19 protein-coding genes and 1 pseudogene are annotated in these 22,371 nt (G+C 58.5%); 14 read left to right on the top strand and 6 right to left on the bottom strand.

Annotation, left to right across the window (positions count from 1 at the left end):
* Positions 1-280: 280 nt before the first annotated feature.
* A complete protein-coding gene (locus LU196_RS13030; RefSeq protein ID WP_232757420.1) occupies positions 281-565 on the bottom strand; it encodes a hypothetical protein in 285 nt (94 codons plus the stop codon).
* A gap of 461 nt (positions 566-1,026) precedes the next feature.
* Here LU196_RS13030 and LU196_RS13025 point away from each other — a divergent pair, with 461 nt between their 5' ends.
* The 7 genes from LU196_RS13025 (at position 1,027) to LU196_RS12995 (ending at position 4,167) form a co-directional block, all read left to right on the top strand.
* Positions 1,027-1,188, top strand: coding sequence for a DUF1317 family protein (locus tag LU196_RS13025; protein WP_232757421.1), 162 nt, complete (start codon positions 1,027-1,029; stop codon positions 1,186-1,188).
* 11 nt (positions 1,189-1,199) lie between these two features.
* On the top strand, positions 1,200-1,856 hold the full coding sequence (locus LU196_RS13020; RefSeq protein ID WP_232757422.1) for a hypothetical protein: 657 nt from the start codon (positions 1,200-1,202) through the stop codon (positions 1,854-1,856).
* Entirely contained in the window at positions 1,849-2,025 is a 177-nt protein-coding gene (locus LU196_RS13015; protein ID WP_232757423.1) for a hypothetical protein, read from the top strand. Before LU196_RS13020 ends, LU196_RS13015 begins: the two co-directional genes overlap by 8 nt.
* Positions 2,022-2,711 carry a hypothetical protein gene (locus LU196_RS13010; protein WP_232757424.1) on the top strand — a complete coding sequence of 230 codons (690 nt, stop codon included), beginning with the start codon at positions 2,022-2,024 and terminating at the stop codon, positions 2,709-2,711. Before LU196_RS13015 ends, LU196_RS13010 begins: the two co-directional genes overlap by 4 nt.
* Positions 2,711-3,469 (top strand): hypothetical protein, encoded by a 759-nt coding sequence (locus tag LU196_RS13005; RefSeq protein WP_232757425.1) that lies wholly within the window; start codon positions 2,711-2,713, stop codon positions 3,467-3,469. Before LU196_RS13010 ends, LU196_RS13005 begins: the two co-directional genes overlap by 1 nt.
* A complete protein-coding gene (locus LU196_RS13000; RefSeq protein ID WP_232757426.1) occupies positions 3,470-3,829 on the top strand; it encodes a hypothetical protein in 360 nt (119 codons plus the stop codon).
* A gap of 152 nt (positions 3,830-3,981) precedes the next feature.
* Positions 3,982-4,167 (top strand): AlpA family transcriptional regulator, encoded by a 186-nt coding sequence (locus LU196_RS12995; protein ID WP_232757427.1) that lies wholly within the window; start codon positions 3,982-3,984, stop codon positions 4,165-4,167.
* Here LU196_RS12995 and LU196_RS12990 read toward each other — a convergent pair.
* Positions 4,154-5,332 (bottom strand): site-specific integrase, encoded by a 1,179-nt coding sequence (locus LU196_RS12990; RefSeq protein WP_232758218.1) that lies wholly within the window; start codon positions 5,330-5,332, stop codon positions 4,154-4,156. The two genes, LU196_RS12995 and LU196_RS12990, sit on opposite strands and share 14 nt — an antisense overlap.
* A gap of 188 nt (positions 5,333-5,520) precedes the next feature.
* Between LU196_RS12990 and LU196_RS12985 the strand changes: the two are divergent.
* Positions 5,521-7,386, top strand: a pseudogene (locus tag LU196_RS12985) (TonB-dependent receptor domain-containing protein); the annotation flags it as partial.
* A 48-nt stretch (positions 7,387-7,434) separates the two neighbouring features.
* On the opposite strand, the gene LU196_RS12980 reads toward LU196_RS12985, so the two are convergent.
* Positions 7,435-7,995: an isochorismatase family protein gene (locus tag LU196_RS12980; RefSeq protein ID WP_232757428.1), complete on the bottom strand. Its 561-nt coding sequence runs from the start codon at positions 7,993-7,995 to the stop codon at positions 7,435-7,437.
* Positions 7,996-8,095: 100 nt separating this feature from the next.
* The gene (locus LU196_RS12975) at positions 8,096-8,641 is read right to left on the bottom strand and encodes a helix-turn-helix domain-containing protein (protein ID WP_232757429.1); all 546 of its coding nucleotides are present in this window, start codon (positions 8,639-8,641) and stop codon (positions 8,096-8,098) included.
* A gap of 96 nt (positions 8,642-8,737) precedes the next feature.
* Between LU196_RS12975 and LU196_RS12970 the strand changes: the two genes are divergently transcribed.
* From LU196_RS12970 to LU196_RS12955, 4 genes are all read left to right on the top strand, one after another.
* On the top strand, positions 8,738-9,916 hold the full coding sequence (locus LU196_RS12970) for a benzoate/H(+) symporter BenE family transporter (protein ID WP_304622736.1): 1,179 nt from the start codon (positions 8,738-8,740) through the stop codon (positions 9,914-9,916).
* 141 nt (positions 9,917-10,057) lie between these two features.
* A complete protein-coding gene (locus LU196_RS12965) occupies positions 10,058-11,422 on the top strand; it encodes an SrfA family protein (protein WP_232757430.1) in 1,365 nt (454 codons plus the stop codon).
* 2 nt (positions 11,423-11,424) lie between these two features.
* Positions 11,425-14,397 (top strand): virulence factor SrfB, encoded by a 2,973-nt coding sequence (locus LU196_RS12960; RefSeq protein WP_232757431.1) that lies wholly within the window; start codon positions 11,425-11,427, stop codon positions 14,395-14,397.
* Positions 14,394-16,757: a virulence factor SrfC family protein gene (locus LU196_RS12955; protein ID WP_232757432.1), complete on the top strand. Its 2,364-nt coding sequence runs from the start codon at positions 14,394-14,396 to the stop codon at positions 16,755-16,757. Before LU196_RS12960 ends, LU196_RS12955 begins: the two co-directional genes overlap by 4 nt.
* Before the next feature lie 79 nt (positions 16,758-16,836).
* Here the strand turns inward: LU196_RS12955 and LU196_RS12950 are convergent, their stop codons facing one another.
* Together LU196_RS12950 and LU196_RS12945 are read right to left on the bottom strand one after the other, a co-directional pair.
* Positions 16,837-17,280 carry a ribonuclease domain-containing protein gene (locus LU196_RS12950; RefSeq protein WP_232757433.1) on the bottom strand — a complete coding sequence of 148 codons (444 nt, stop codon included), beginning with the start codon at positions 17,278-17,280 and terminating at the stop codon, positions 16,837-16,839.
* An 87-nt stretch (positions 17,281-17,367) separates the two neighbouring features.
* The gene (locus LU196_RS12945) at positions 17,368-17,715 is read right to left on the bottom strand and encodes a helix-turn-helix domain-containing protein (protein WP_232757434.1); all 348 of its coding nucleotides are present in this window, start codon (positions 17,713-17,715) and stop codon (positions 17,368-17,370) included.
* 290 nt (positions 17,716-18,005) lie between these two features.
* Here LU196_RS12945 and LU196_RS12940 point away from each other — a divergent pair, with 290 nt between their 5' ends.
* Positions 18,006-19,160, top strand: a complete 1,155-nt coding sequence (locus tag LU196_RS12940; RefSeq protein ID WP_232757435.1) for an efflux RND transporter periplasmic adaptor subunit — start codon at positions 18,006-18,008, stop codon at positions 19,158-19,160.
* An 18-nt stretch (positions 19,161-19,178) separates the two neighbouring features.
* Positions 19,179-22,331 carry a multidrug efflux RND transporter permease subunit OqxB gene (gene oqxB, locus LU196_RS12935; RefSeq protein ID WP_232757436.1) on the top strand — a complete coding sequence of 1,051 codons (3,153 nt, stop codon included), beginning with the start codon at positions 19,179-19,181 and terminating at the stop codon, positions 22,329-22,331.
* Positions 22,332-22,371 lie beyond the last annotated feature (40 nt).

Raw genomic sequence — 22,371 nt, 5'->3', positions numbered from 1 at the left:
CAATTATCTACTTAAAGTAGCTATATTCTTCTCATCAGACGGATGTCGTGCGATGTGAAAAGCTGTGTTGTGTAGAGATATTGATTCCATTAGGCGGTTGCTCCGAGGCGTTCACGCTTCAGGAGTGTGAAGATAAAGTTCGACCGGAGTAGCCGCCCTTTTTTTATGAGGTTATTGATGGCAACAATACAAAAAAGCGCCAAGGTAAGGCGAATAACAGTCAGGGAAGAAGCCCCGTTTGTCATTAAAAACGGAGCAGTATTTATTGATATCTCAATGATCAAGCAGGCTTCGCTGAAGAAAGAATCTGAATGATTGTTTGTTTTGCTCCTTCAACGGCCGCCTCATGGCCGGGAAGGTTAAGAGGTGCTGTTTTAACGAATTCACAAGCCTTAGCTTTATCTATAAGGCCAGAATTGATTAGTGCAGCTATCAGGCTAACGGTGATTTCCGTCCTCACCGTTAGGTTAGCGAAATTAGCGTCATACTGCTTGTGAACTGCCTTAAGCCTATCAATGTCGAAATTTAGTGCGTTAATTTGAGCCTGAAGTCCATTGTTATTCATAAGGTTCTCTAATTGCCTGTGTAGGAATGGGCAGCATACCACCGAGCCTGATGTGGTGAAAAGACAGGCACACAATGGTGAGAGCAATGGTTGGAACGCACATAGAAGTCCCTCAGCATTCGACAGTAGCTGGAGAATTCAGCCAAACCTCGATGCGGCCAGATCGGTGCCAGGTTACGCAGTGTTCTCAACCATTGTGGTGAATGCGGCTATGCGCTCGCGGAGCACTGACATCAATAACTGCACGATCAGTTGGTGCTACAAGTCTAAGTCTCCGCTCTGGAGCTTGTCAGTTCGGCCAGAGCACCGGGAGGCACCCGGCACCGCAGTACCATTCATAGCGTGGAGTTAACTGGCTGAGAGCTTTGCAGGGCCTCCCAGCCAATCAAATGAATCCCTCAACAATTGATTGCCATCAATGGCAAGGGATTCGTGCAACCAAAAAACAGCGTGGAGAGACCATGAACAATCCTTACGACCACATAACTGTAGGCATTATCACCCTGCCCTACAGCATCATTCTCAAAGGCTGGGTCATGCCTGACGGCTCAATCCTCAGCAACCCAATTGCCGCTCAAAACGCAGCTGAGCGCCTCAACAGCGCATCGCGCACGTTTCACTGAGGGCCACCAGCATGACTAACCAAACATCAGGAAAAGAGCTGGTAAGCGCTGGCCACGCATTCGCTAAAGCAATCAGCATGGATACGCCTCTCATTGTCATCGCAAAAATGGTCAGTGACCTTTCTACGCGGCTCGATTGCGCAATAGCACGCGGTAACGCATTACAGCAAGAGCGTGATGCGCTAGCGGCTGAGAATGCCATTCTGAAAAGCGGCATTGGCTTCTTTAGCTATGGCACAGATAGCGGCTTTGAAGAGCATGATTCTGCTGAAGAGGCTATTGCAGCAGCTGACAGCGACATCGACTACTACCGTGGTGATGCATGCGACGGATGGTCAGAAGAAACTGACTGTACTGTATGGGGTGTGATTTTGCAGCGTGCAACGATGATAGATGAGCGGCCACGCACTGAAGAGGATAGTTACCTCGGTAGCCATATCTCATCCGTCTGTGATTATGCGCTGCTGCCAAATCTCACTACCTCAGCCACCGACGCCTTCCTGAACTCTGTGCGAGCGGATGCCCTGGAGTCATTCGCACATCAGCAGCGCGTTATTGCTGATGCATTACCGGGACATGAAGAACAGCGCAGCAATCGCATAACGGCCTGCCGGGCAGAGGATTTTGCCAAGCAACTCCGCGCGCCAAAAGGAGATAGCGATGAGTAAGCACATATATCGCGGCAATTCACCTGCACTCACAAACGGCAAACACTACGAGGTGTTAGGCACCGACAACAACCCATATAGAGACGGCGCAGATTATGTCTTTGTCAAAGATGACAACGGCTGCGGTCTCTGGGTTAAATCAAGTGAGTTTGGGGAGAAGGCCCAATGAAAGAGCGCCCAATCATCCTTAACAACGACATGGTTCGTGCAGTTCTCGACGGCAGAAAGACGCAGACACGCCGGATCATGAAGGTGCAGCCTTCTGCTGATTTCTCTCCCATGAATATGGAGCTGGAAACCGACTTTACTGCGCGCTGGTACACCCCTGGTGTGGCCGATAAAGATGGCTACCTTCAACCAGCTAAAAAGCAGGTGTTTGGCGTGGCCAGCGAAGATGAGGGTTACGCCTGCCCGTTCGGTGCTGTAGGTGATCGCCTGTGGGTGCGTGAGACGTCTCAGGCTGTTGAGCATGAGTCAGGTTTAGATGTTGTTCGCTATCCGGCAGATGGCAACGAAATACCTGTTAAAGCTCACCCTCTCGACGCTGGTCGGTGGGTCGATCTTTATCGGTATCGTGGCGGCGAAGGAAAAATAGTGCCATCAATCCACATGCCGCGCTGGGCTTCCCGCATAACGCTGGAGATTACCGGCGTTCGTGTGGAGCGCTTGACCGCATTGTCTGACGATGACGCACGTAATGAAGGTTGCCCAGCACAATTACCGCACAACCCTGAAGATGAACATCAGGCGCGCACATGGTTCCGTGGGCTGTGGAGTGAAATCTACGGCGCTGACAGCTGGCAGGCTAACCCGTGGGTGTGGGTCATTGAGTTTAAGCGCGTGGAGGGTGAGTGATGATCCATTATCACGGCGGGCCTATCACGCCTGACCTTGCCGCGTTGAAAGCGTGGCGCGGCAGGCACGCCTTTATCTCGTTCGCCCATCCAGCGCAGATAAATCTTGCTGCTGAGCATTGTCAGTCATTTGCTTTAGACAACGGTGCATTTACTGCTTGGTCTGCAGCTGGAAAGAAAAACAAAATAAACTGGAGTGACTATTACGAATTCGTATCAAAGTGGAAAAATCACCCCGGCTTAGATTTCGCAATAATTCCTGATGTCATCAACGGTGGTGGCGAAGCAAATGATGATTTGCTGCTGGAATGGCCTCATGGCAATTTTTACGGCGTGCCGGTCTGGCACATGAATGAGAGTGATGAGCGCTTCATCCGGCTGTGCAATGAGTACCCGCGCGTGGCAATCGGTAGTTGCGGAGAATATGACGTTAAGCGCCCGAATCTTGCTGTCGCGCGCATGAAAGACCTGATTCGACATGTAACTGACGAGTTCGGTCAACCAATCGCTAAGCTCCACGGTCTGCGCATGCTCAACCCCTTAATCTTCACAAAGTTGCCACTCGCCAGCGCGGACAGCACCAACGTCGCCAGAAACATAGGCATTGATAAAGCATGGTCTGGGGCATACGCGCCAGCATCTAAAGAGACGCGTGCTGCTCTTTTGGTTGAGCGGATTGAGTCGCATAACAGTCCGGGCTCGCTCATCTATTGCGAACAGCGTGACCGTATTTCTCTGCAAATGGCGCTGGAGGTATAAATGCCTAAATCCCCCGCCGAACGCAAAGCAGCGCAGCGTGCAAGGCAAGCCGCCTCCGGTAGTAAGAAGTTGGAGTTAACTTTGGATCATCAGGAACTGGAAATGCTGTCGCAAAACTGCGCCGCACGCCGTCCTGGCCGCGAACCTTACGACCTTAGTGAATATCTCACCATCCTGATCAGGAAGGATAACGCCGAGTTACAGAAGATAATTTCAGCGCTGGGAAATCGTGAGTGTGGCCGCTGCGGTGATCAGCTGCCAGTCAAACAATGCCCGTGTAAGGGTGAAGCTGCCTGCTGGGTTAATTCTGGCTGGCATGAATTGAAATTAGAAATCCCTGTCGTGACACGTCACGACTAAATCAACCTGTTGCAGCAGGAAAAGCGTGGAGATGATGAATACGGCCAGTCATGACGACATAATTCCGAAATATTAAACCCTAATAGTTCGAAAGATATGTTGTTTGTTTCTGGTGCGATGTCATCAGATGAAATAGATATCGGAGGCAAAAAATGGCTAATATCGTGATGATTACCGAAATGGAAGCGATGATGAAAATTGGAGTAACTTCAAGAACGACCATGCGGAATTACGTTTTGAATTTTTCTTTCCCAAAGCCAGTTAGGAATCGCCCCAAGCAATACCTACTGGCAGAAGTGGAAAAGTGGATTCTTAATGGTGGCGTTAATCAGAGATGATTTTTATCTGCTCGAAAATTTTGTCAGCATACAACTCATAAGCCACCCGCTGTTCAGCTAACCAATCATGTTTGTTATAAACTGTTAGCACTCCGCCAAGATCGTGCCCCAGCATTTTCTCGATGACATGGGGCGCAATTCCCTCTTCAGCTAAACGCGTTGCCATGGTTCTTCGAAAATCGTGCGCCGTAAAATTGCCAAAATTAAGCTTATCGCGCAGGAAACGAACGTATCTTGTTGAGGAACCTATGCTAAAAGGAGTTCCTTTTTCGAAGGCTCCGTGGAACAACAGACCATCGCCAGAATCAATAGCCTCTTTCAATAAAGGCTGAATCTGCTTAAAGATTGGTCTTCTTATAATTTTGTCAGTTTTGCTGCGGATTGAAGGCAGCGTCCAGATTCCCTCCTCAAAATCAAACTCTTCCTTTGTTGACTCTCTTAACTCACTGTTTCGTGATCCATAAAGGATGAGGCCTTTGATAAGCAGCTTACTGGAGTAGGTGGCATTAGAACTCTCGTTTTCCAGCCAGATTTTTGCCAATTGACGATAGGTAAGAACTGTATCACCTGTTTTTGGTGCTCTGCCAAACTCCTTGGGATTGAGTCGGAGAAGAGAAGAACTATCAATGAAGTGTCGTCTTTCACACCATGCTACGGCTCCACGAAGATGGACCAGAAGCTTGCGAGCTTTTAGCGGATTTGCCCGCTCCTGTTCTGTGAAAAAATCCACCCAGGTGCTGACTGGAATGTGTTCTATTGGAACTCCCAAAAAATACTTTTCCATTTCATTAAGTACTATGCGCTCATATACTTCAGCGGTACTCTTTCTCAAAGATTGAAGAACATAATTGTCATACCAATATTTAATACATTCATGCACAGTGGGCTTCTTAATTTTGACAGTTTGCTGGTGTTTTGGATCTATACCCTGCGCAATAAGTTCTTTGTACTCGCCAACCTTTATGCGTGCATCGCGCAGGGAAACTAATGGGTAACGTCCTATCCCAAGCCTGTGTTGACTACCATTCATTCTGTATCGGTATTGAAAGCTAACAATGCCCTTGGGAGTAATCCTTACCCCTAGCCCATCTGCATCGGTGATTTCCGTAGGCCCTTTGTAAGGCTTTCCGTGAAGTCCGCGTAATTTGGTATCGCTAATACCCATTATGTACTCACCATTAGTTTTCATGACTCAATCTGTACTTAATGACCATTGTACACAGGTGTGTATAAATATACATAGGTGGATGCACCTGACAATCATTGAACATTTTTAATGTTTAAAATCAATTGCATATGTACATTACTGGCATTAACTGAACGATAGTGGCATATAATGAACTAAGGATTTGAAACCGCCAAAACTACGCGCAAGATTTGCAACTTTCGGTGCGCGGCTTTGGCGCCCGCTCCACGTTTGGCGTGCGCGGCATGCGCCTTTACGTCGATGGTATCCCCGCCACCATGCCCGACGGCCAGGGGCAGACGTCCAATATCGATATTGGGTCAATTGATCATATTGATGTGCTGCGCGGCCCTTTCTCTGCGCTCTACGGCAACGCTTCCGGCGGCGTGATCAACGTCGAGACGCAAACCGGACAGCAACCGCCGACGCTGGAAGCCAGCAGCGGGTTTAGCAGCTATGGCAGTTGGCGTAACAGCCTGAAAGCCAGCGGTGCTACCGGCGACGGCAGCCACCCGGGCGATGTGAACTACACCGTTTCCGCCTCACGCTTTACCACGCACGGCTATCGCGATCACAGCCGCGCGCAAAAAAACCTCGGCAACGCCAAACTGGGCGTGCGTATTGATGACGTCAGCACCCTCACGCTGCTGTTTAACAGCGTCCATCTTGAGGCGCAAGATCCCGGCGGCTTAACGGCGGCGCAGTGGCGCGACAATCCGCGCCAGGTCGCCACCAATGTGGCGCTGTATAACGCGCGTAAAACCGTTGACCAGACGCAGGCGGGCTTGCGCTACCAGCGGCAGATGGGTCTCAACGACGATCTCAGCGTGATGCTCTACGCGGGCGAACGTGAAACTACGCAGTACCAGTCGATCCCCAAAGCGGCCCAGCTCAAGCCGGGTAACGCAGGCGGCGTAATTGCGCTGGCGCGCCACTATCAAGGCATCGATACCCGCTGGACACACCGTGATACGTGGTTCACGCTGCCGGTGACGCTAACCGGCGGGCTCGACTACGAAACCCTGACTGAAAACCGCAAAGGCTATCAGAATTTCATCGGTGACGAACTGGGCGTCAAAGGCGACACGCGCCGCGATGAACGTAACCTGATTTGGAACCTTGATCCCTACTTACAAAGTCATTGGCAGCTGAGCCAGGCGTGGACGCTGGACGCGGGCGTGCGCTTCAGCACGGTGAATTTCGACGCCAACGACCATTACATTACCGCAGACGCCCCCGATGACAGCGGCAACCGCCGCTACCACCGCTGGCTGCCCGCGGCGGCGCTTAACTACGCCATTGACGACAGCTGGAACGCCTACGTGTCCGCCGGACGCGGTTTCGAGACCCCGACGCTGAACGAGCTGTCGTATCGGGCAAATGACCAGCATGGCCTCAACCTCGATTTGCAGCCTGCCACCAGCGATACGCTTGAAATAGGCAGTAAAAAGCGCATCGGCAACGGCCTGTTGAGCGCCGCGCTGTTCCAGACCGATACCCAGAACGAGATCGTCTCCGCCGGCTCCTCAGAAGGGCGCACCCGCTATAAAAACGCCGGCGATACGCGCCGACGCGGGCTGGAGCTGGGACTGGATCAAACCTTCGGCTACGACTGGCACGTGAAAGCCGCGTGGACATTGCTGGACGCGCGCTATCGCAGCAACGCCTGTGACGGTGAAAGCTGCGACGGCAAACGTATTCCGGGCATTGCCCGCAATATGGCGTATGCCGGTCTGACTTATGCCCCAGAGCAAGGCTGGTATGCGGGTGCCGATGTACGCTACCTGAGCGATATTGCCGCCGACGATCGGAATAGCGTCCGCGCGCCCGCCTATACGGTGGTGAGCGTGAACAGCGGGTATAAATGGCAGGTGCAGAACTGGACGGTGGATCTGTTTGGTCGCGTTGATAACCTGTTGGATCGCCGCTACGTGGGCTCGGTGATTGTCAACGAGAGTAACGGACGCTATTACGAACCGGCGCCCGGGCGCAATTACAGCCTGGGCCTGACGTTGGGGTATTCCTTCCTGTAAAGCGTTAATACCCTGCGCGTCTGCGCAGGGTATGACGGCCGATGCGCGTTACTGCGCAGCCAACAGCGCTAAGATATCATGGGTGGTGCCGATTTCGCCGAGGCGCGGGAAAATGCGCTCGACGCTGTTGGTGTGGGTCATGCCGTCAAGGCAGGTCATGGCATCGGTGGCCAATGTGACGTTGTAACCCAACGCATACGCCTCACGCGCCGTGGATTCCACACCAATGCTGGTGGCGATCCCGCAAATCACCACTTGGGTGACGCCACGCTGCTGCAGCTGTTCATGCAGATCGGTATTGAGAAACGCGCCCCAGGTTTTTTTGGTGACGGTAATGTCGCCCGGCTGAGGCATCATTTCCGGTACCAGCAGCGCCCAGTCGGCGGGCAATTCCCCGGCGTGACGCGCCTGCTCGTTACGGCCCGGTGCGCCGCCCGCCACATTCACCAGCGCCACCGGCAGTGACGCCGCGCGGAACTGCTCAACCAGCTGCGCGGCGCGCGCGATCACAACGTCGGCGGCCAATGGCGCGACCGGCAGGCGCACAATGCCGTGCTGCAGATCAATCACAATCAGGGCGGTTTTAGCGTCTAGCGTGGTTAATGCCATGGTGTTTCCTCTCAAAATTTGGGGTGAGAATGCAGCGCGTAAGTATAGGAATCACAAAGCAAACACGACAGTGAGCCTTGGTATCAAAATGTAATTACGCTCACGCGCGAGGAAGATAATGAATCAGACTGTGAAAGCGCAGCGGCGTCGCAAGGGGATTGCGGTAACTGTGCGGTTTATCCGCGGCGAACTGCCAGGCTTCGCCAACCTGAAGCCGCCGCCAGGTTTCCGCCAGCCCCAGCAACAGCTCCCCCTCCAGCACCACCACCTGCTCAATCACGCCACGCTCATGTGCGGAGGAGTGGCTTTGCGCGCCGCCCGCCAGCGTCACTTCCAGCAGATCAAAACGCAGCGCCGGATCGAACGGCAGCAGCGGTTTAACCTGCATCTGCGCGTTCGATTGGCAAAACGCCACTGCATCACCCGACGCGCGATTGACGTCATGCACAAAAAAAGAGAACGGCACATTGAAGCCGGTGGCGATTTTCCATAGCGTCGCCACGGTGGGACTGGATTCGCCGCGCTCAATCTGCCCAAGCATCGCTTTACTGACCCCGGTGCGCTCAGCGGCCAGTGTTAAACTCCAGCCGTTGGCCTGCCGCAGCTGTTTTAATGCCTGACTGAGATAATGATGCAACTGTTCCATGCACGCTCCTGACTGAATGACGCCCAGTGTAGCACTTGTGCGCTATAACATACACGTGCCACAATGTGCGCTATAACGCACAGCGAGATGTTGAGTATGATGCCTTCCCTGGCGCGCCCTGCGCGCGTATTTCCTTTGGTGATGTCGGGTTTTGTTGCCGTGCTTATTGGCTACAGCAGCAGCGCGGCCATCATCTACCAAGCCGCAGAGGCCGCAGGCGCCACGCCCGTGCAAATCGGCGGCTGGCTGTCAATGCTGGGCATTGCCATGGGCATTACCTCGCTGGGACTGTCGCTGTGGACCCGAATGCCGGTGCTCGCCGCCTGGTCAACGCCAGGTGCCGCACTGCTGGCCACCAGCGTTCAGGGCTTCACCCTCAACGAGGTGATCGGCATCTTTGTGGCGACAAACGCCCTGATTGTGCTGAGCGGCATCACCGGCCTCTTCGCGCGGCTCATGCGCGTAATCCCACCGTCGCTCGCGGCGGCCATGCTGGCGGGTATCCTGCTGCGCTTTGGTCTTCATACCTTTACCGGCCTGGAGACCCACGCCGCGCTGTGTGGCAGCATGATTTTGACGTGGCTGCTGAGTCGGCGGCGGCTGCCGCGCTTTGCCATCCTGCTGGCGCTGCTGGTGGGCATCGTGGTGGCGCTGGGCCAGCACGCTATTCACCTACCGGCGCAGGTGCCAGCGCTGAGTGTGCCTGACTTTATTATGCCGCACTTCAATGTGGCAGCGCTGCTGGGCGTGGGCGTGCCCTACTTTCTGGTGACGATGGCGTCACAGAATGCGCCGGGCATTGCCACCTTGCAGGCGCACGGTTATCAGCCGCCAGTGTCGGCGCTGACCGGTTGGACCGGCTTCGTCGCCCTGCTGCTGTCGCCGTTTGGCGGCTTTTCCGTGTGCGTTGCGGCGATCTCCGCCGCAGTGTGCATGGGAGACGATGTGGACCCCAACCCCGCGCGCCGCTGGATGGCGACCGCGATTGCTGGCGTGTTCTATCTCATCACGGGTTTCACCGGCGCGCTGCTCGCCTTGCTGCTTACCGCCTTGCCGCCGGTTTTGATTGCCACGCTGGCGGGCCTGGCGCTGTTGGGTACGCTTGCAACAAGTCTGCAGCGGGCGCTGGAAGATAGCACCCACCGCGACAGCGCACTGATCGCCTTTCTCCTCACGGCCAGCGGTATTAGCCTGCTGGGCGTAGGTTCGGCGTTCTGGGGATTGGTAGCCGGTATGCTGGTACAGCAGCTATCTAACCCGCGTGGACGCGGCTAAAATTTCAACAGCTTTGCGCGACGGCGGGAAAAACGCCCTGTTTTCCCCCTTTTATCCACCGTTTGATCGGTGCGCATTTGGCTTAAGATCACTTTTATCGCCAATCACACACCTCCGATAACCACCGATAAGGGCCAACGAGTGGCAAAAACTTTTCTGCGTAGCGGCAATCTGGACGCATTACTGGCACTGGGTGAAAACGGTCAGCCCGTCTGGAGCTCTGCGCTGCAAATCCGTGAAACGCTGCGCTTACGCGGCCACACTGGGCTCGCCGAGTGTCTGGCTATTCCGCAGGCTAACGAGCGCGGTGACCGCCTTGACTGGTATGCGCCGTTTCAGGGCAAAGTGAAATCCTGGCTGGCGGGCAGCGACCACGAGCGCCGCGACGCGCTGGCGCTGCTGAGCCTCAACCAGGAAGATTTACTGGCCCTGAGTCTGCGCGCACGCGAAGCGGACAACCCCGCCATGCGGCTGTTTGGCGCGCTGTTGGGCAAAACGCTGCAATTCCCGGATCAGCAATATGTCTATCTGGTCAATGGCAAACCGGTGATCACCTTTTGGGGGTTTGTGGATCCGCAGGCGCGCACGCGTGATGATGCGCTAGCCTGCCTGCGCGACACCCTGGAGGAGGCGCTACCGCCGCTGCTCGCTGAGCCAGCCGCGCCGATCCCGGCCCCTATCAGCGTCGCGCCGATCATTGCACCACTGATTGAGATCCCGCCGGCCGCTGCCGCGCCCGCGCCTGAACCGCAGCCTGAGCCTGAGCCCGCGCCCGAACCGGAAACGCCCGCATTGGTGCCGGAACCGTTACCGCAAGCCACCCATGCACCGCGACCGCACCCTGCGCGTCCGCTGCTGCTGTTACTGCCGGTCGCCGCCGCCGTCGCCGCCGGTGTGGCCTGGTGGCTGCATCAGGCCCCGACGTCTGCCCCGCCATCGCCGTCGCCAGCGGCACAGCAGAGCGTGCCCGCGCGCGCTGTCACACTGCCACCGGTAAGCAAACTGGCCGCCACCCTGCCGCAAAAACCGGCCAGCGTTATCGCGACGGCAACGGCCGCGGCGACGCCGGTAACGCCTCCCGCGTCGCCTGCAGCAATCGTGGCGGAGCACACCGAACCGGCCAAACCGGACGACCTGGTGATGACCGCCGATGATGCCCGCATTGGCTCGGTGAAATTTATCAACGGCACCTGGCGCGTGGTGCTGCGTCAGACTAATCTCCCCACCGGTAAGCCACCGAGCCTGCGCTACCAGCTGCGCAACGGCAAAGGCACCGCCATGATCACCCAAGGCGATAATATTCGCTGTAAAGCGGATGTGACCGCCGCCATGACCGTGGAAGGCACCATGGTGGTACGCAGCCGCTATACCGCCACCTGCAGCGACAAGTCGCGCTACCGCATGCCGGAATTGGTGTGCAAGGCTGGCGACGGTATCGCCAGTTGTACGGCGCAGTACGGCGCCGATCAGGTCTTCCCGTTGACGATTAAGCGTGAGAGTAAGTAACCATGTTGGCACCCCTCATCGATGACAAACAGAAAATCACGCTGATTGAAGACAGCGGCGTGCAGTTTCTCGATTTTGGCCTGCGCTTACCGGCGCTTCAGGCGCGTCGCCAGTTTGTGCGCCAGACCGCCAACGGCCCGCTGCTGCGCCTGCACGTTGATGGCAACAGCGGAAAGTTCCTGCTCTACCCGGAAGACGGTGGCGCAGCGGAAGTGGTGCGCCCCGAATCGGATATCGCCCTTGCCGATTCGCTGACGCTGCTGGCGCACCAGTGGCTGCCCCTGCCGGTGCTGCGCTGCACCAGCGGCCGCCGCTTTATTGGCGGCCCGGATAACTGGGCGCGGCTGCACCTGGCACCGCTGTCACAGCCGGATGCCGCAGGCAACACGCACCGCATCACCCTCGCCTTTGATACGCGCCTGGTGGCGGAGCAAGACGGCGGTGAGCAGCACGGCTTGAGCAAGGCGGATGCACAAAACGGCGTGAGCTTCGCGCTGGCCTGGCATAACTATGAGCTGGGCGAATTTCTTGATCACACGTGGGTTGACGGCTGGCTGCGCGAAACGTTTGCTCAGCAAGTGACCGCGCTGGAATCGCGCCGCGAGCAGGCAATCAACCAGGCGCTGCGGGAATTTGAGTATCAGGCCCACTACCTGAATATTCTGGAGCTGCTGGGCGAACAGCTCGATCTGGCCGAGATCGTGATTCAGGCCACGTCACTGCAAACCCCAGCGGTCAACGTCGATATCATTCTGGACGTCGGTAACTCACACACCTGCGGTATTTTGGTGGAAGATCATGCCGAAGAGAGCAACGGGCTGCGTCAAACCTATGAGCTGCAGCTGCGCGATCTCTCTGAGCCGCACAAAGTCTATAACGAGCTGTTTGACAGCCGCGTGGAATTTGCCGAACCGCGCTTTGGCAAAGCCAATTTTTCGCTGGAGAGCGGCCGGGAAAATGCCTTTATGTGGCCCTCGCTCACGCGCGTTGGCCGCGAAGCCAGCCGCCTGGCGCTGCAGCGCGCCGGCACCGAAGGCAGCACCGGGCTCTCCAGCCCGCGCCGCTATTTGTGGGATGAAGCCCGCTATCAGCCGGGCTGGCGTTTCAACGCCAGCGGCAGCAGCGACGAACCCGCTGCCACCGCGCTGCCCTTTACCCTGTTACTGAACGATGAAGGTCAGCCGCTGCACGCGCTGCCCGCCGACGAGCGCCTGCCGGTGTTTTCCGCCAGCTACAGCCGTAGTTCGCTGATGACTTTTATGCTGTGTGAACTGCTGGCGCAGGCAATGATGCAGATGAACAGCGCCGCGCAGCGCGCGCGCATGCCGCAGAGCCAGGCCCCACGCCAGCTGCGCCATGTGATCCTGACGCTGCCTTCCGCCATGCCGAAGCCCGAGCGCGAGATTTTCCGTCGCCGTATGCAGGAAGCGATCGCTTTGGTGTGGAAAGCCGAAGGTTGGCATCCTGCGGAGACGCCTTTCACGCCGGAGGAGCAGGCGACAAGCCGCCGCCCCGTGCCGGATGTGCAAATGGAGTGGGATGAAGCCACCTGCGGTCAGATGGTATGGCTGTTTAACGAAACGCAGGTGAATTTTGCCGGTCGCGCAGAAGATTTCTTTAGCAGCATGGCGCGTCCCGATCGCCCGCGCGACGCGGATGAGCTCGCGGGCAAGAGCCTGCGTATTGCCTCCATTGATATCGGCGGCGGCACCACGGACTTAGCCATCACCCACTACCGTTTGGATGACGGTCAGGGCAACAACGTGAAAATCACGCCGCGCCTGCTGTTCCGCGAAGGCTTTAAAGTCGCGGGCGATGACATTCTGCTGGACGTGATCCAACTGTGGATTTTACCGGCGCTGCAGCAGAGCCTGCAAAAGGCCGGACTGACGCTGGCCGAGCCGCTAATGAACAAACTGTTTGGCCATGACAGCCGTATGGACGGTCAGGCCACACTGCGCCAACAGGTGACGCTGCAGCTGTTTATTCCCCTGGCGCAAGCGGTGCTTGAGCGCTACGAGACGTGGGACCCGCTCGACAGCCACAGCGAGATCAATGCGCTGTTTGGCGAACTGGTGCCGCAGAAACCGGCCAGCAGCGTGCTGGCATTTGTTAACGGCGAGATTCAGCGCACCCTCGGCGGCACCACGCGCTTTGACCTGCTGGAGGTGCCGCTGGTGGTGAGCATGGCGCAGCTACATGGCGAATTCTTGCAGCACCGCATGGCGATCATCCCGGCGCTGCGCGCCATGTGTGAAGTGGTATCGCTCTATCAGTGCGATGTGCTGCTGCTTACCGGGCGCCCGTCGCGCTTCCCGGGCGTCCAGGCGCTGGTGCGTCATCTGCAGCCGCTGCCTGGCAGCCGCATCCTGTCGCTGGAGGGCTATCACACCAGCGACTGGTATCCCTTTAACAAACTGGGCCGCATTGATAATCCCAAATCCACCGCCGCCGTGGGCGCGATGTTGTGCCTGCTGGCGCTGGATCTGCGTCTGAGCAGCTTCTGGTTCCGCGCCGGGGACTTTGAACCCTACTCCACGATCCGCTATCTTGGCGTGCTGGATGAGACCGCCACGTTGAGCGACGATAATTTGTGCTACAGCGAAATTGACCTCGACAGCGAGAGCTTTGCGCTGGATCGCAAAAGCAGCTTCCGCATTCGCGGCAACGTCTGCCTGGGCTTCCGCCAGCTCGACAACGATCGCTGGCCCGCGTCGCCGCTGTATAGCCTGAGCATCACCGATCCGCAGCTGGCGCGTAAAGTGGCGGGCGAAAGCGTGCTGCGCATTAAGCTGGCGGTCGAGCCCGGCCCAGACCATGCCGGCCCTGAGCGGCTGGTGCTGAGCGATGCCCGACTGGACGACGGTACGCGCGTGCCGCTGTCGCAGTTAAGTTTGAAATTGAATACGCTGTCGGCTACCGGCAATGCCAACGCCCAATATTGGATCGACAGCGGGAGCGTCTGTAAACGATGAGAACGGCCAAGAAAAATACCGCCGCCACCCCGGCAAAGCGTCTGAGCCTGATGCAGGAAACCCTCGACAGCGCGCTGGGTTGGATTGACACCCATCAGGCACACGCCCCGCGCCTGGCGCTGGAGGCGGATACGCTGCGCCTCCAGCTGCGTCGCGCGCGCGTGGAGAGCCATGCGCTGGCACGTCAGCTGGCGCGTCCGGTGACGCTGGCGCTGTTTGGTCAGTCACAGGCGGGAAAAGCCTGGCTGCTCAGCGAAATGGTCGGCGATGCGCAAGGGCAGCTTTTGGCCCAGCTGGGCGACAAGAGTGTTAACTACTTTCAGCAAATCAATCCCGGCAACCTCGACTTTGCCACCGCCACGCGCTTCAGCCATCTCCGCGAGGCGCAATCCAGCGCTTGGCCTGTAGAGATGACGCTGCTCAGCGATGCCGAACTGCTGCGTCTGATGCTGGCCAGCGCCACCGTTGACGCGCAGCCGGATACGGCCACTATGGATGCCGCCATCCAGCGCCTGCAGCGCCATCGCCAGGAGGGGGTGCAGCCCGGTCTGGACAGCGATGCGCTGATCACGCTGTGGGCCTGGAGCCGCCGCCAGCACCGCCATGCCGACGTCCTGGATCGGCACTTTTGGCCGCAGGCGGTGGAGCTGGCACCGTGGCTGAGCGTGGACGATCGCGTACAGCTTTTTGCGCTGCTGTGGCCTAACCAGCGTGCGCTGAGCGAAAGCCTGCGTCAGCTGATGCATCTGCGTCACCAGCTGCGTCAGGCACCGCGCCTGCTGGCGCCGCTCAGTTTGCTGGTGGATGACACCGCGCTGCCCGCCGAAAAGCTGATCGGCAGCGAGGCCGACCTGCAGGAGATGATTGAAGTCTGTCCGGTGGTGGCCAACCGCATCAGTAAACCGCAGGCGGTGCCGCTGGGCTGGCTGGCCCTGCTGACGCTGGAGATCACCATTCCGCTCGGCTCCACGCCGCGTCAGGCGTTGTATGACGATGCGGATATGCTGGAGCTGCCCGCGCCCGGCACGCCTGCCGATGCGGAACACCAGCAGGACCGTGCCGCCTTGCAGCGGCGCGATCCGCTGCGCGCCACGCTGCTGGAACAGAAACGCGCCCTGCTGCCCGGTTTTTACGCCGCGCGTCAGGGCATCGATTTGATGCTGATTTGCACCGCAGCCAGCCAGCGTCAAGATGCAGAGAGGGCCGCCAGCGCCTTGCGCGAGTGGCATCTGCATCAGAGCATCCCCAACGGCGGTGAAAAACCGCGCCTGATTTGGGCTATCACGCCGCACGACGCGCGTCATCAGCAGATCAACGTGGACGAAGCGGTACAGCGTCAGCTGGGTCAGCCGGGACAGACGTGGGGGTCGATGCTGGCGCTGGATCGCGCGGGCGTGGATCGCATGGGGGCCTGGCTGCAGGACGAGATGCAGCCCGAGGCCAGGCGCGATCGGCTGGCGCAGCAGTTAAGCAGCCTGCAGCAAAAATTGGTGGCGCGCCTGCAACCGTGGACCGAAGCCAGCGCGACGCCCGAACAGGCCGCGCGCAAGCAAATCATCGCTGACACCTTACTAAAATGCCTGCAACACCGCACCGGCCTGCACGGCGAACTGCTCGAACGGCTGCAGCCGTCTCGCGAAGCGGTGCGCCAGCTGTGGCTGAGCAGCGGCAGCGCCGCCCTCTCCAGCAGCAAAAGTCCCGCAGCGGCGGAAGAGAGCTATTTTGGCATCGGCTTTGAGTTTGACCTGTTCAACGACCAGCCGGTAGCGCCCGCGGAGCCACGCCACGGCGGTGGCCAGCGCGATCAGCAGTTCCCGCAGCAGGTGTTTTCCCTGTGGCTTGAGCATCTGCGCCAGCTGCCGGAGAGCCGCAGCCTGCTGGCGCTGCTGAATGTGGATAAACCCACCCTGGAGCTGCTGGTTGAGGAGTTGATCACCGCCAGTTTCCGCCTTAACGTGCTGCAAAAATTGCAGCAGGCGCTCAACGAACCGGATGCGCAGGCCAGCGCCCACGACGCGCGTACCGATCGTCAAGTGTCACGCGCGATGACGGTACTGGGCGATTTTGTTGCCTGGCTGGGCTTTTTACAGCGTCCGGAAAGCGAGCGTCCCGAGAGCCGGGTAAACCGTGGACAACCGATTTTTGCCCGGCCGCCCGCGCCGAGCGTCAATTTCTCTGCCGGGCAGCGTCTGACGCGCCTGTCGGCGGCACCCGCGAATCACACGGCCTATTACATCTATGACTGGCTGGTGGGGTTAAACTCGGTGATTGTTGAGAACAATGGCTACACCGGCGGCGGCGATTTGCCCGCCAGCGCCCGTCAAACATTGACCATGCTGATCCTGCCGCTGCACGCGTAAGCTCCTTCACACTAAGCGTCGCGTGCACGTTGGCGCGGCGCCACGCCCATTGCGCACCTCAACGCGTGCGCGGGTATCGTCAAGGCCGTGCGTTTACTGGCTGAAAACTGCGGTAGTGATCGGTGGTGAGGAAGATGAGCCCATCGGACGAGTAGAGCAGCCGGTCGGCGTCGCGCCGTCCGCAGTCGTAATTCACATCGGCTTCATACCACTGCCGCCCCGCCTGCATCGGCAGACGGTGTTCGCGGTTGCTAAAGCGATCGCCGCCAATAGCGCGCCCCGGCAGCACCTCACACAGATTGCCTTTGGCCGGATCCCATCCCTGACGACGCGCCTGGCTTTTGGTGATATAGCCCTCGGGCAGCTGATGGTGCAGCGTAATCCAGCGCGCAACGGCGTGCGGCTCGGTAAAGGATGCAAGGGCGCCAGGATGAACGGGCGCGTGTGAGCCTAAATGGGGTTTCAGCCCGGCCCAGGTGGCTATCAGCGCCAACAGCAGACCTAGCCAGCGTTTTTTCGACATCGTGACATCCTCAACACAGAGGCGACGATGATAGCAGGTTTACGAGGGGAAAAACGCGGGCCAGCAAGGCTGGCCCTGGCGGCGGGGTTACTGCACAGCGCGGGGGGCGTGCGCGGCATGACGGCGCCATGCGCCCGGCGCCACACCATACTGTCGTTTAAAGCTGCGGTTAAACGACTGCTGCGAATCAAACCCCAGCGAAATGGCCACGTTCAGAATGGGCTCATTGGTGGTGGTCAGGCGATCCGCTGATTTCTTCAGCTTTTTCGCGCGAATGTACTCGCCCAGCGGATGACCGGTGTGCTCTTTGAACATGCGCTGCAGGTGCCACTTGGAGTAACCGGCGCGGTCAGCCACCGTGTCCAGATCCAGGCGGGCTTCGATATTGTTATCAATCCAGTCGATTAGATCGTGCATAAATGCGTCGCTCATCATCCCATTCTCTCCCATCGCCGTAGCGAAAAGTATCAGTATCAGTTGCAGTTACACTTTAAGGGTGACTGACTATGCCATTTAATGCAAGTTTTATTATTGCATTAAATGCCGCACTCGCAGTAGGGACTTTCTGCTGCCCGCCCAGGCGAGGATCAAAACCGCACGTAAAGTGTATCAGATATTCTTGCAGATGCAGTTCGCACAAGCCTACACTCCTCGCGTTTAAATGCAATCTTAAAAGTTGCAGATTTTTCGTACATCTCTTTTCACACCAACGCGGAATAACAACAATGCATCTGCAAACAAATGGGGTTCGTCAGGCGCTCAGCCTGTCAGGCGCGATCTTGCTGGGAAGCCTGCTCGCCGGCTGCGATCGCGGGGAGGCACAAAGCGCCCCGCCGCCGCCGCCCGAGGTCAGCGTCGCGCAGGTCGTCGAGCAGAAGGTCAGCCGCTGGGATAGCTTCAACGGGCGATTTGACGCCGTGGAGAGCGTGCAGCTGCGCCCGCGCGTGTCGGGCTATATCGACAAGGTCAATTACCGCGAAGGCGACGAGGTTAAAAAAGGTCAGGTGCTGTTTACCATCGACGACCGCACCTATCGCGCCACGCTGGAGCAAGCGCAGGCCGCGCTGAACAACGCACGCAGCCAGGCAGCGCTGGCGCGCAGCGAAGCGGCGCGCACCGACAAGCTGATTGGCACCAACCTGGTCTCGCGCGAGGCGTGGGAACAGCGTCGCTCTGCCGCCAGTCAGGCGCAGGCTAACGTCCAGTCGGCGCAGGCGGCGGTGGACATGGCACAGCTCAACCTGAGTTTTACCCGCGTCACCGCGCCGATTGACGGCCGCGCCAGCCGCGCGCTGATCACCACCGGCAACCTGGTCTCCGCCGGCGACAGCGCCAGCGTGCTGACCACCCTGGTGTCGCTTGATAAGATCTTTGTCTATTTCGATGTCGATGAAGCCACCTATTTGCAGTACCAGGCAATGGCGCGTCAGGGGCAGCAGCGCGGTGCGCTGCCGGTGGAAGTCGGCCTCACCGGTGAACGCGGCTATCCGCACCGCGGCAGCGTGGATTTCCTTGATAACCAGTTGACCGCCAGCACCGGCACCATTCGCATGCGCGCCACGCTGGATAACGCGCAGCGACAGTTTACGCCGGGATTGTTTGCCCGCGTCCGCCTGCCGGGCAGCGCCGACTTCACCGCCCTGCTGGTGGACGACAAAGCCGTCTTGACCGATCAGGATCGTAAATACGTTTACGTCATAGATGGCGAAGGGAAAGCCCAGCGCCGCGACATTCAGGTAGGTGATTTAGCCAACGGCCTGCGCATTGTGCAATCCGGCCTGAAGCCGGGTGACAACGTGATCGTCAACGGTCTGCAAAAAGTGTTTATGCCCGGTATGCCGGTGAAGGCGCAGCCGGTGGCGATGCGCTCCGCTCAATAACAATCGAGACTGCCCGTTATGGATTTTTCCCGCTTTTTTATCGACCGACCGATCTTCGCGGCGGTGCTGTCGATTTTGATCTTTACCACCGGCCTGATCGCCATTCCGCTGCTGCCGATCAGCGAGTACCCCAACGTGGTGCCGCCCAGCGTGCAGGTGCGCGCCGAATATCCGGGTGCCAACCCCAAAGTGATCGCCGACTCCGTGGCCACGCCGCTTGAAGAGGCGATCAACGGGGTGGAAAACATGATGTACATGAAATCGGTCGCCGGCTCGGATGGCGTGCTGGTCACCACCGTGACCTTCCGCCCCGGGACCGATCCGGACCAGGCGCAGGTGCAGGTGCAGAACCGCGTGGCGCAGGCGGAAGCGCGTTTGCCCGAAGCGGTGCGCCAGCTGGGTCTCACCACCCAGAAAATGTCGCCTACGCTGACGCTGGTGGTGCACCTGTTCTCACCGCACGGCAAATACGACTCGCTCTACTTGCGCAACTACGCCACTCTGAAGGTGAAAGATGAGCTGGCGCGTCTGCCTGGCGTCGGTCAAATTCAGATCTTCGGTGCCGGCGAGTACGCCATGCGCGTCTGGCTCGATCCCAATAAAGTCGCGGCGCGCGGCCTGACCGCGGGCGATGTGGTCAGCGCGATGCAGGAGCAGAACGTGCAGGTGTCCGCCGGGCAACTGGGCGCGGAACCCACGAAAAAAGCCAGCGATTTTCTGCTGTCGATCAACACCCAAGGGCGACTGGAGAGCGAAGCTGAATTTGGCAACATCATTCTGAAAACCGCCGATGATGGATCGCTGGTGCGGCTGCGTGACGTGGCGCGCATTGAGATGGGCTCGGGCAGCTACGCGCTGCGCTCGCAGCTCAACAATAAAGACGCCGTGGGCATCGGTATCTTCCAGGCGCCGGGCGCCAACGCCATCGATCTCTCTAACGCGGTGCGCGCCAAAATGACCGAGCTGGCCACCCGCTTCCCTGAGGATGTGCAGTGGGCCGCGCCTTACGATCCCACGGTATTTGTGCGCGACTCGATCCACGCCGTGGTGCAAACGCTGTTTGAAGCGATTGTGCTGGTGGTGCTGGTGGTGATTTTGTTCCTGCAAACCTGGCGCGCGTCGATCATCCCGTTGCTGGCCGTGCCGGTGTCGGTAGTGGGCACCTTTAGCGTGCTGTATCTGCTGGGCTTCTCGCTCAACACCCTCAGCCTGTTTGGTCTGGTGCTGGCGATAGGCATCGTGGTGGATGACGCCATCGTGGTGGTGGAAAACGTCGAACGCAATATCGAGCTGGGCCTGTCGCCGCGTGATGCGGCGCATCAGGCGATGCGCGAAGTGTCCGGGCCGATTATCGCTATCGCGCTAGTCTTGTGCGCTGTGTTTGTGCCAATGGCGTTTCTGTCGGGCGTGACCGGCCAGTTCTATAAGCAGTTTGCCGTCACCATCGCGATTTCCACCGTGATTTCGGCGATCAACTCCCTGACGCTGTCGCCCGCGCTGGCCGCCATGCTGCTGAAAGATCACGCCGCGCCCAAGGACCGCCCTACACGCATTATCGATCATCTGCTGGGCTGGCTGTTCCGCGGCTTCAACCGCTTCTTCCACCGCAGCGCCAGCGGCTATGAGTCGATGGTGGCGAAAACCTTGCGGCGGCGCGGCGCGGTGTTTGGTGTCTATGTGCTGCTGTTGGCCGGGGCCGGATGGATGTTCCATACCGTGCCGGGCGGGTTTATTCCCACCCAGGACAAACTCTACCTGATTGGCGGCGTGAAAATGCCGGAAGGCGCCTCGCTGGCCCGCACCGACGCGGTGATCCGACAGATGAGTGAAATTGGCATGCATACCGAGGGCGTAGCCTACGCGGTGGCGTTTCCTGGCCTGAATGCGCTGCAATTCACCAACACGCCAAATACCGGCACGGTGTTCTTTGGCCTGAAGCCGTTCAGTGAACGCACGCGCAGCGCGGTCGCCATCAACGCCGAGCTGAATGCCAAAATCGCCAAAATTCAACAGGGATTTGGCTTCTCTATTATGCCGCCGCCGATCCTGGGCTTAGGTCAGGGGTCCGGCTATTCGCTCTACGTGCAGGATCGCGCGGGGCTGGGCTACGGTGCGCTGCAAACCGCCATCAATACGCTGTCCGGCGCGGTGATGCAGACCCCCGGCATGATGTTCCCGATCTCGTCGTATCAGGCTAACGTTCCGCAGCTGGACGTGCAGGTGGATCGCGATAAAGCCAAGGCGCAGGGCGTGTCGTTGACCGATCTGTTCAGTACGCTGCAGGTGTATCTCGGCTCGGCTTACGTCAATGATTTCAATAAGTTTGGACGGACATGGCGCGTAATGGCGCAGGCGGACGGCGATTTTCGCGGCACAGTGCAGGACATTGCGAATCTGCGCACCCGCAACGATCGCGGCGAGATGGTGCCGATTGGCAGCATGGTCAACATCACCACCACCTACGGGCCCGATCCGGTGATCCGCTACAACGGCTATCCGGCGGCGGACCTGATTGGCGATGCCGACCCGCGCGTGCTCTCTTCTGCGGAAGCCATGCAAAAGCTGGAAGCGATGTCTGGTCAGGTGCTGCCCAACGGCATGAACATTGAGTGGACCGACTTGAGCTACCAGCAGGCCACGCAGGGCAATACCGCCTTTATTGTGTTCCCGGTGGCGGTGCTGCTGGCCTTCCTGGTGCTGGCGGCGCTGTATGAGAGCTGGACGTTGCCGCTGGCGGTGATCCTGATTGTGCCGGTGACGATGCTGTCGGCGCTGGTGGGCGTGTGGCTTACCGGCGGCGATAACAACGTGTTTGTGCAGGTCGGGCTGGTGGTGCTGATGGGCCTGGCATGTAAGAACGCGATCCTGATTGTTGAATTCGCGCGTGAGCTGGAGATGCAGGGCAAAGGGATTGTGGAGGCGGCGCTGGAAGCCTGTCGTCTGCGTCTGCGGCCGATTGTCATGACCTCCATCGCCTTTATTGCCGGCACCGTGCCGCTGATCTTAGGCGAAGGCGCGGGCGCGGAAGTGCGCGGTGTGACCGGGATCACCGTGTTCTCCGGCATGCTGGGCGTCACGCTGTTCGGGCTGTTCCTCACGCCGGTGTTTTATGTGTCGCTGCGGAAGCTGGTGGCGCGTAAACCGCTGCACACGCACTCGCCTACGCCCTAACCGGCGTGGTTAAGACGATCCGGGCCTGCGCCCGGATTTT

It is taken from the genome of Pantoea sp. Mb-10 (assembly GCF_021272205.1).
Taxonomy (GTDB): Bacteria; Pseudomonadota; Gammaproteobacteria; order Enterobacterales; family Enterobacteriaceae; genus Pantoea.
The sequence above is the reverse complement of the archived record's forward strand: the minus strand, read 5'-3'. Positions and strand labels throughout refer to the sequence as shown.

What these genes read in the sequence shown, in the direction of transcription:
- LU196_RS12955 (WP_232757432.1), top strand. Translation starts at nt 14,394, where the DNA reads ATGAGAACGGCCAAGAAAAATACCGCCGCCACCCCGGCAAAGCGTCTG.
- LU196_RS12995 (WP_232757427.1), top strand. Translation starts at nt 3,982, where the DNA reads ATGGCTAATATCGTGATGATTACCGAAATGGAAGCGATGATGAAAATT.
- LU196_RS13020 (WP_232757422.1), top strand. Translation starts at nt 1,200, where the DNA reads ATGACTAACCAAACATCAGGAAAAGAGCTGGTAAGCGCTGGCCACGCA.
- oqxB (WP_232757436.1), top strand. Translation starts at nt 19,179, where the DNA reads ATGGATTTTTCCCGCTTTTTTATCGACCGACCGATCTTCGCGGCGGTG.
- LU196_RS12945 (WP_232757434.1), bottom strand. Translation starts at nt 17,715, where the DNA reads ATGATGAGCGACGCATTTATGCACGATCTAATCGACTGGATTGATAAC.
- LU196_RS12980 (WP_232757428.1), bottom strand. Translation starts at nt 7,995, where the DNA reads ATGGCATTAACCACGCTAGACGCTAAAACCGCCCTGATTGTGATTGAT.
- LU196_RS13010 (WP_232757424.1), top strand. Translation starts at nt 2,022, where the DNA reads ATGAAAGAGCGCCCAATCATCCTTAACAACGACATGGTTCGTGCAGTT.
- LU196_RS12960 (WP_232757431.1), top strand. Translation starts at nt 11,425, where the DNA reads ATGTTGGCACCCCTCATCGATGACAAACAGAAAATCACGCTGATTGAA.
- LU196_RS13030 (WP_232757420.1), bottom strand. Translation starts at nt 565, where the DNA reads ATGAATAACAATGGACTTCAGGCTCAAATTAACGCACTAAATTTCGAC.
- LU196_RS13000 (WP_232757426.1), top strand. Translation starts at nt 3,470, where the DNA reads ATGCCTAAATCCCCCGCCGAACGCAAAGCAGCGCAGCGTGCAAGGCAA.
- LU196_RS13015 (WP_232757423.1), top strand. Translation starts at nt 1,849, where the DNA reads ATGAGTAAGCACATATATCGCGGCAATTCACCTGCACTCACAAACGGC.
- LU196_RS12940 (WP_232757435.1), top strand. Translation starts at nt 18,006, where the DNA reads ATGCATCTGCAAACAAATGGGGTTCGTCAGGCGCTCAGCCTGTCAGGC.
- LU196_RS12975 (WP_232757429.1), bottom strand. Translation starts at nt 8,641, where the DNA reads ATGGAACAGTTGCATCATTATCTCAGTCAGGCATTAAAACAGCTGCGG.
- LU196_RS12950 (WP_232757433.1), bottom strand. Translation starts at nt 17,280, where the DNA reads ATGTCGAAAAAACGCTGGCTAGGTCTGCTGTTGGCGCTGATAGCCACC.
- LU196_RS13005 (WP_232757425.1), top strand. Translation starts at nt 2,711, where the DNA reads ATGATCCATTATCACGGCGGGCCTATCACGCCTGACCTTGCCGCGTTG.
- LU196_RS12970 (WP_304622736.1), top strand. Translation starts at nt 8,738, where the DNA reads ATGATGCCTTCCCTGGCGCGCCCTGCGCGCGTATTTCCTTTGGTGATG.
- LU196_RS13025 (WP_232757421.1), top strand. Translation starts at nt 1,027, where the DNA reads ATGAACAATCCTTACGACCACATAACTGTAGGCATTATCACCCTGCCC.
- LU196_RS12990 (WP_232758218.1), bottom strand. Translation starts at nt 5,332, where the DNA reads ATGGGTATTAGCGATACCAAATTACGCGGACTTCACGGAAAGCCTTAC.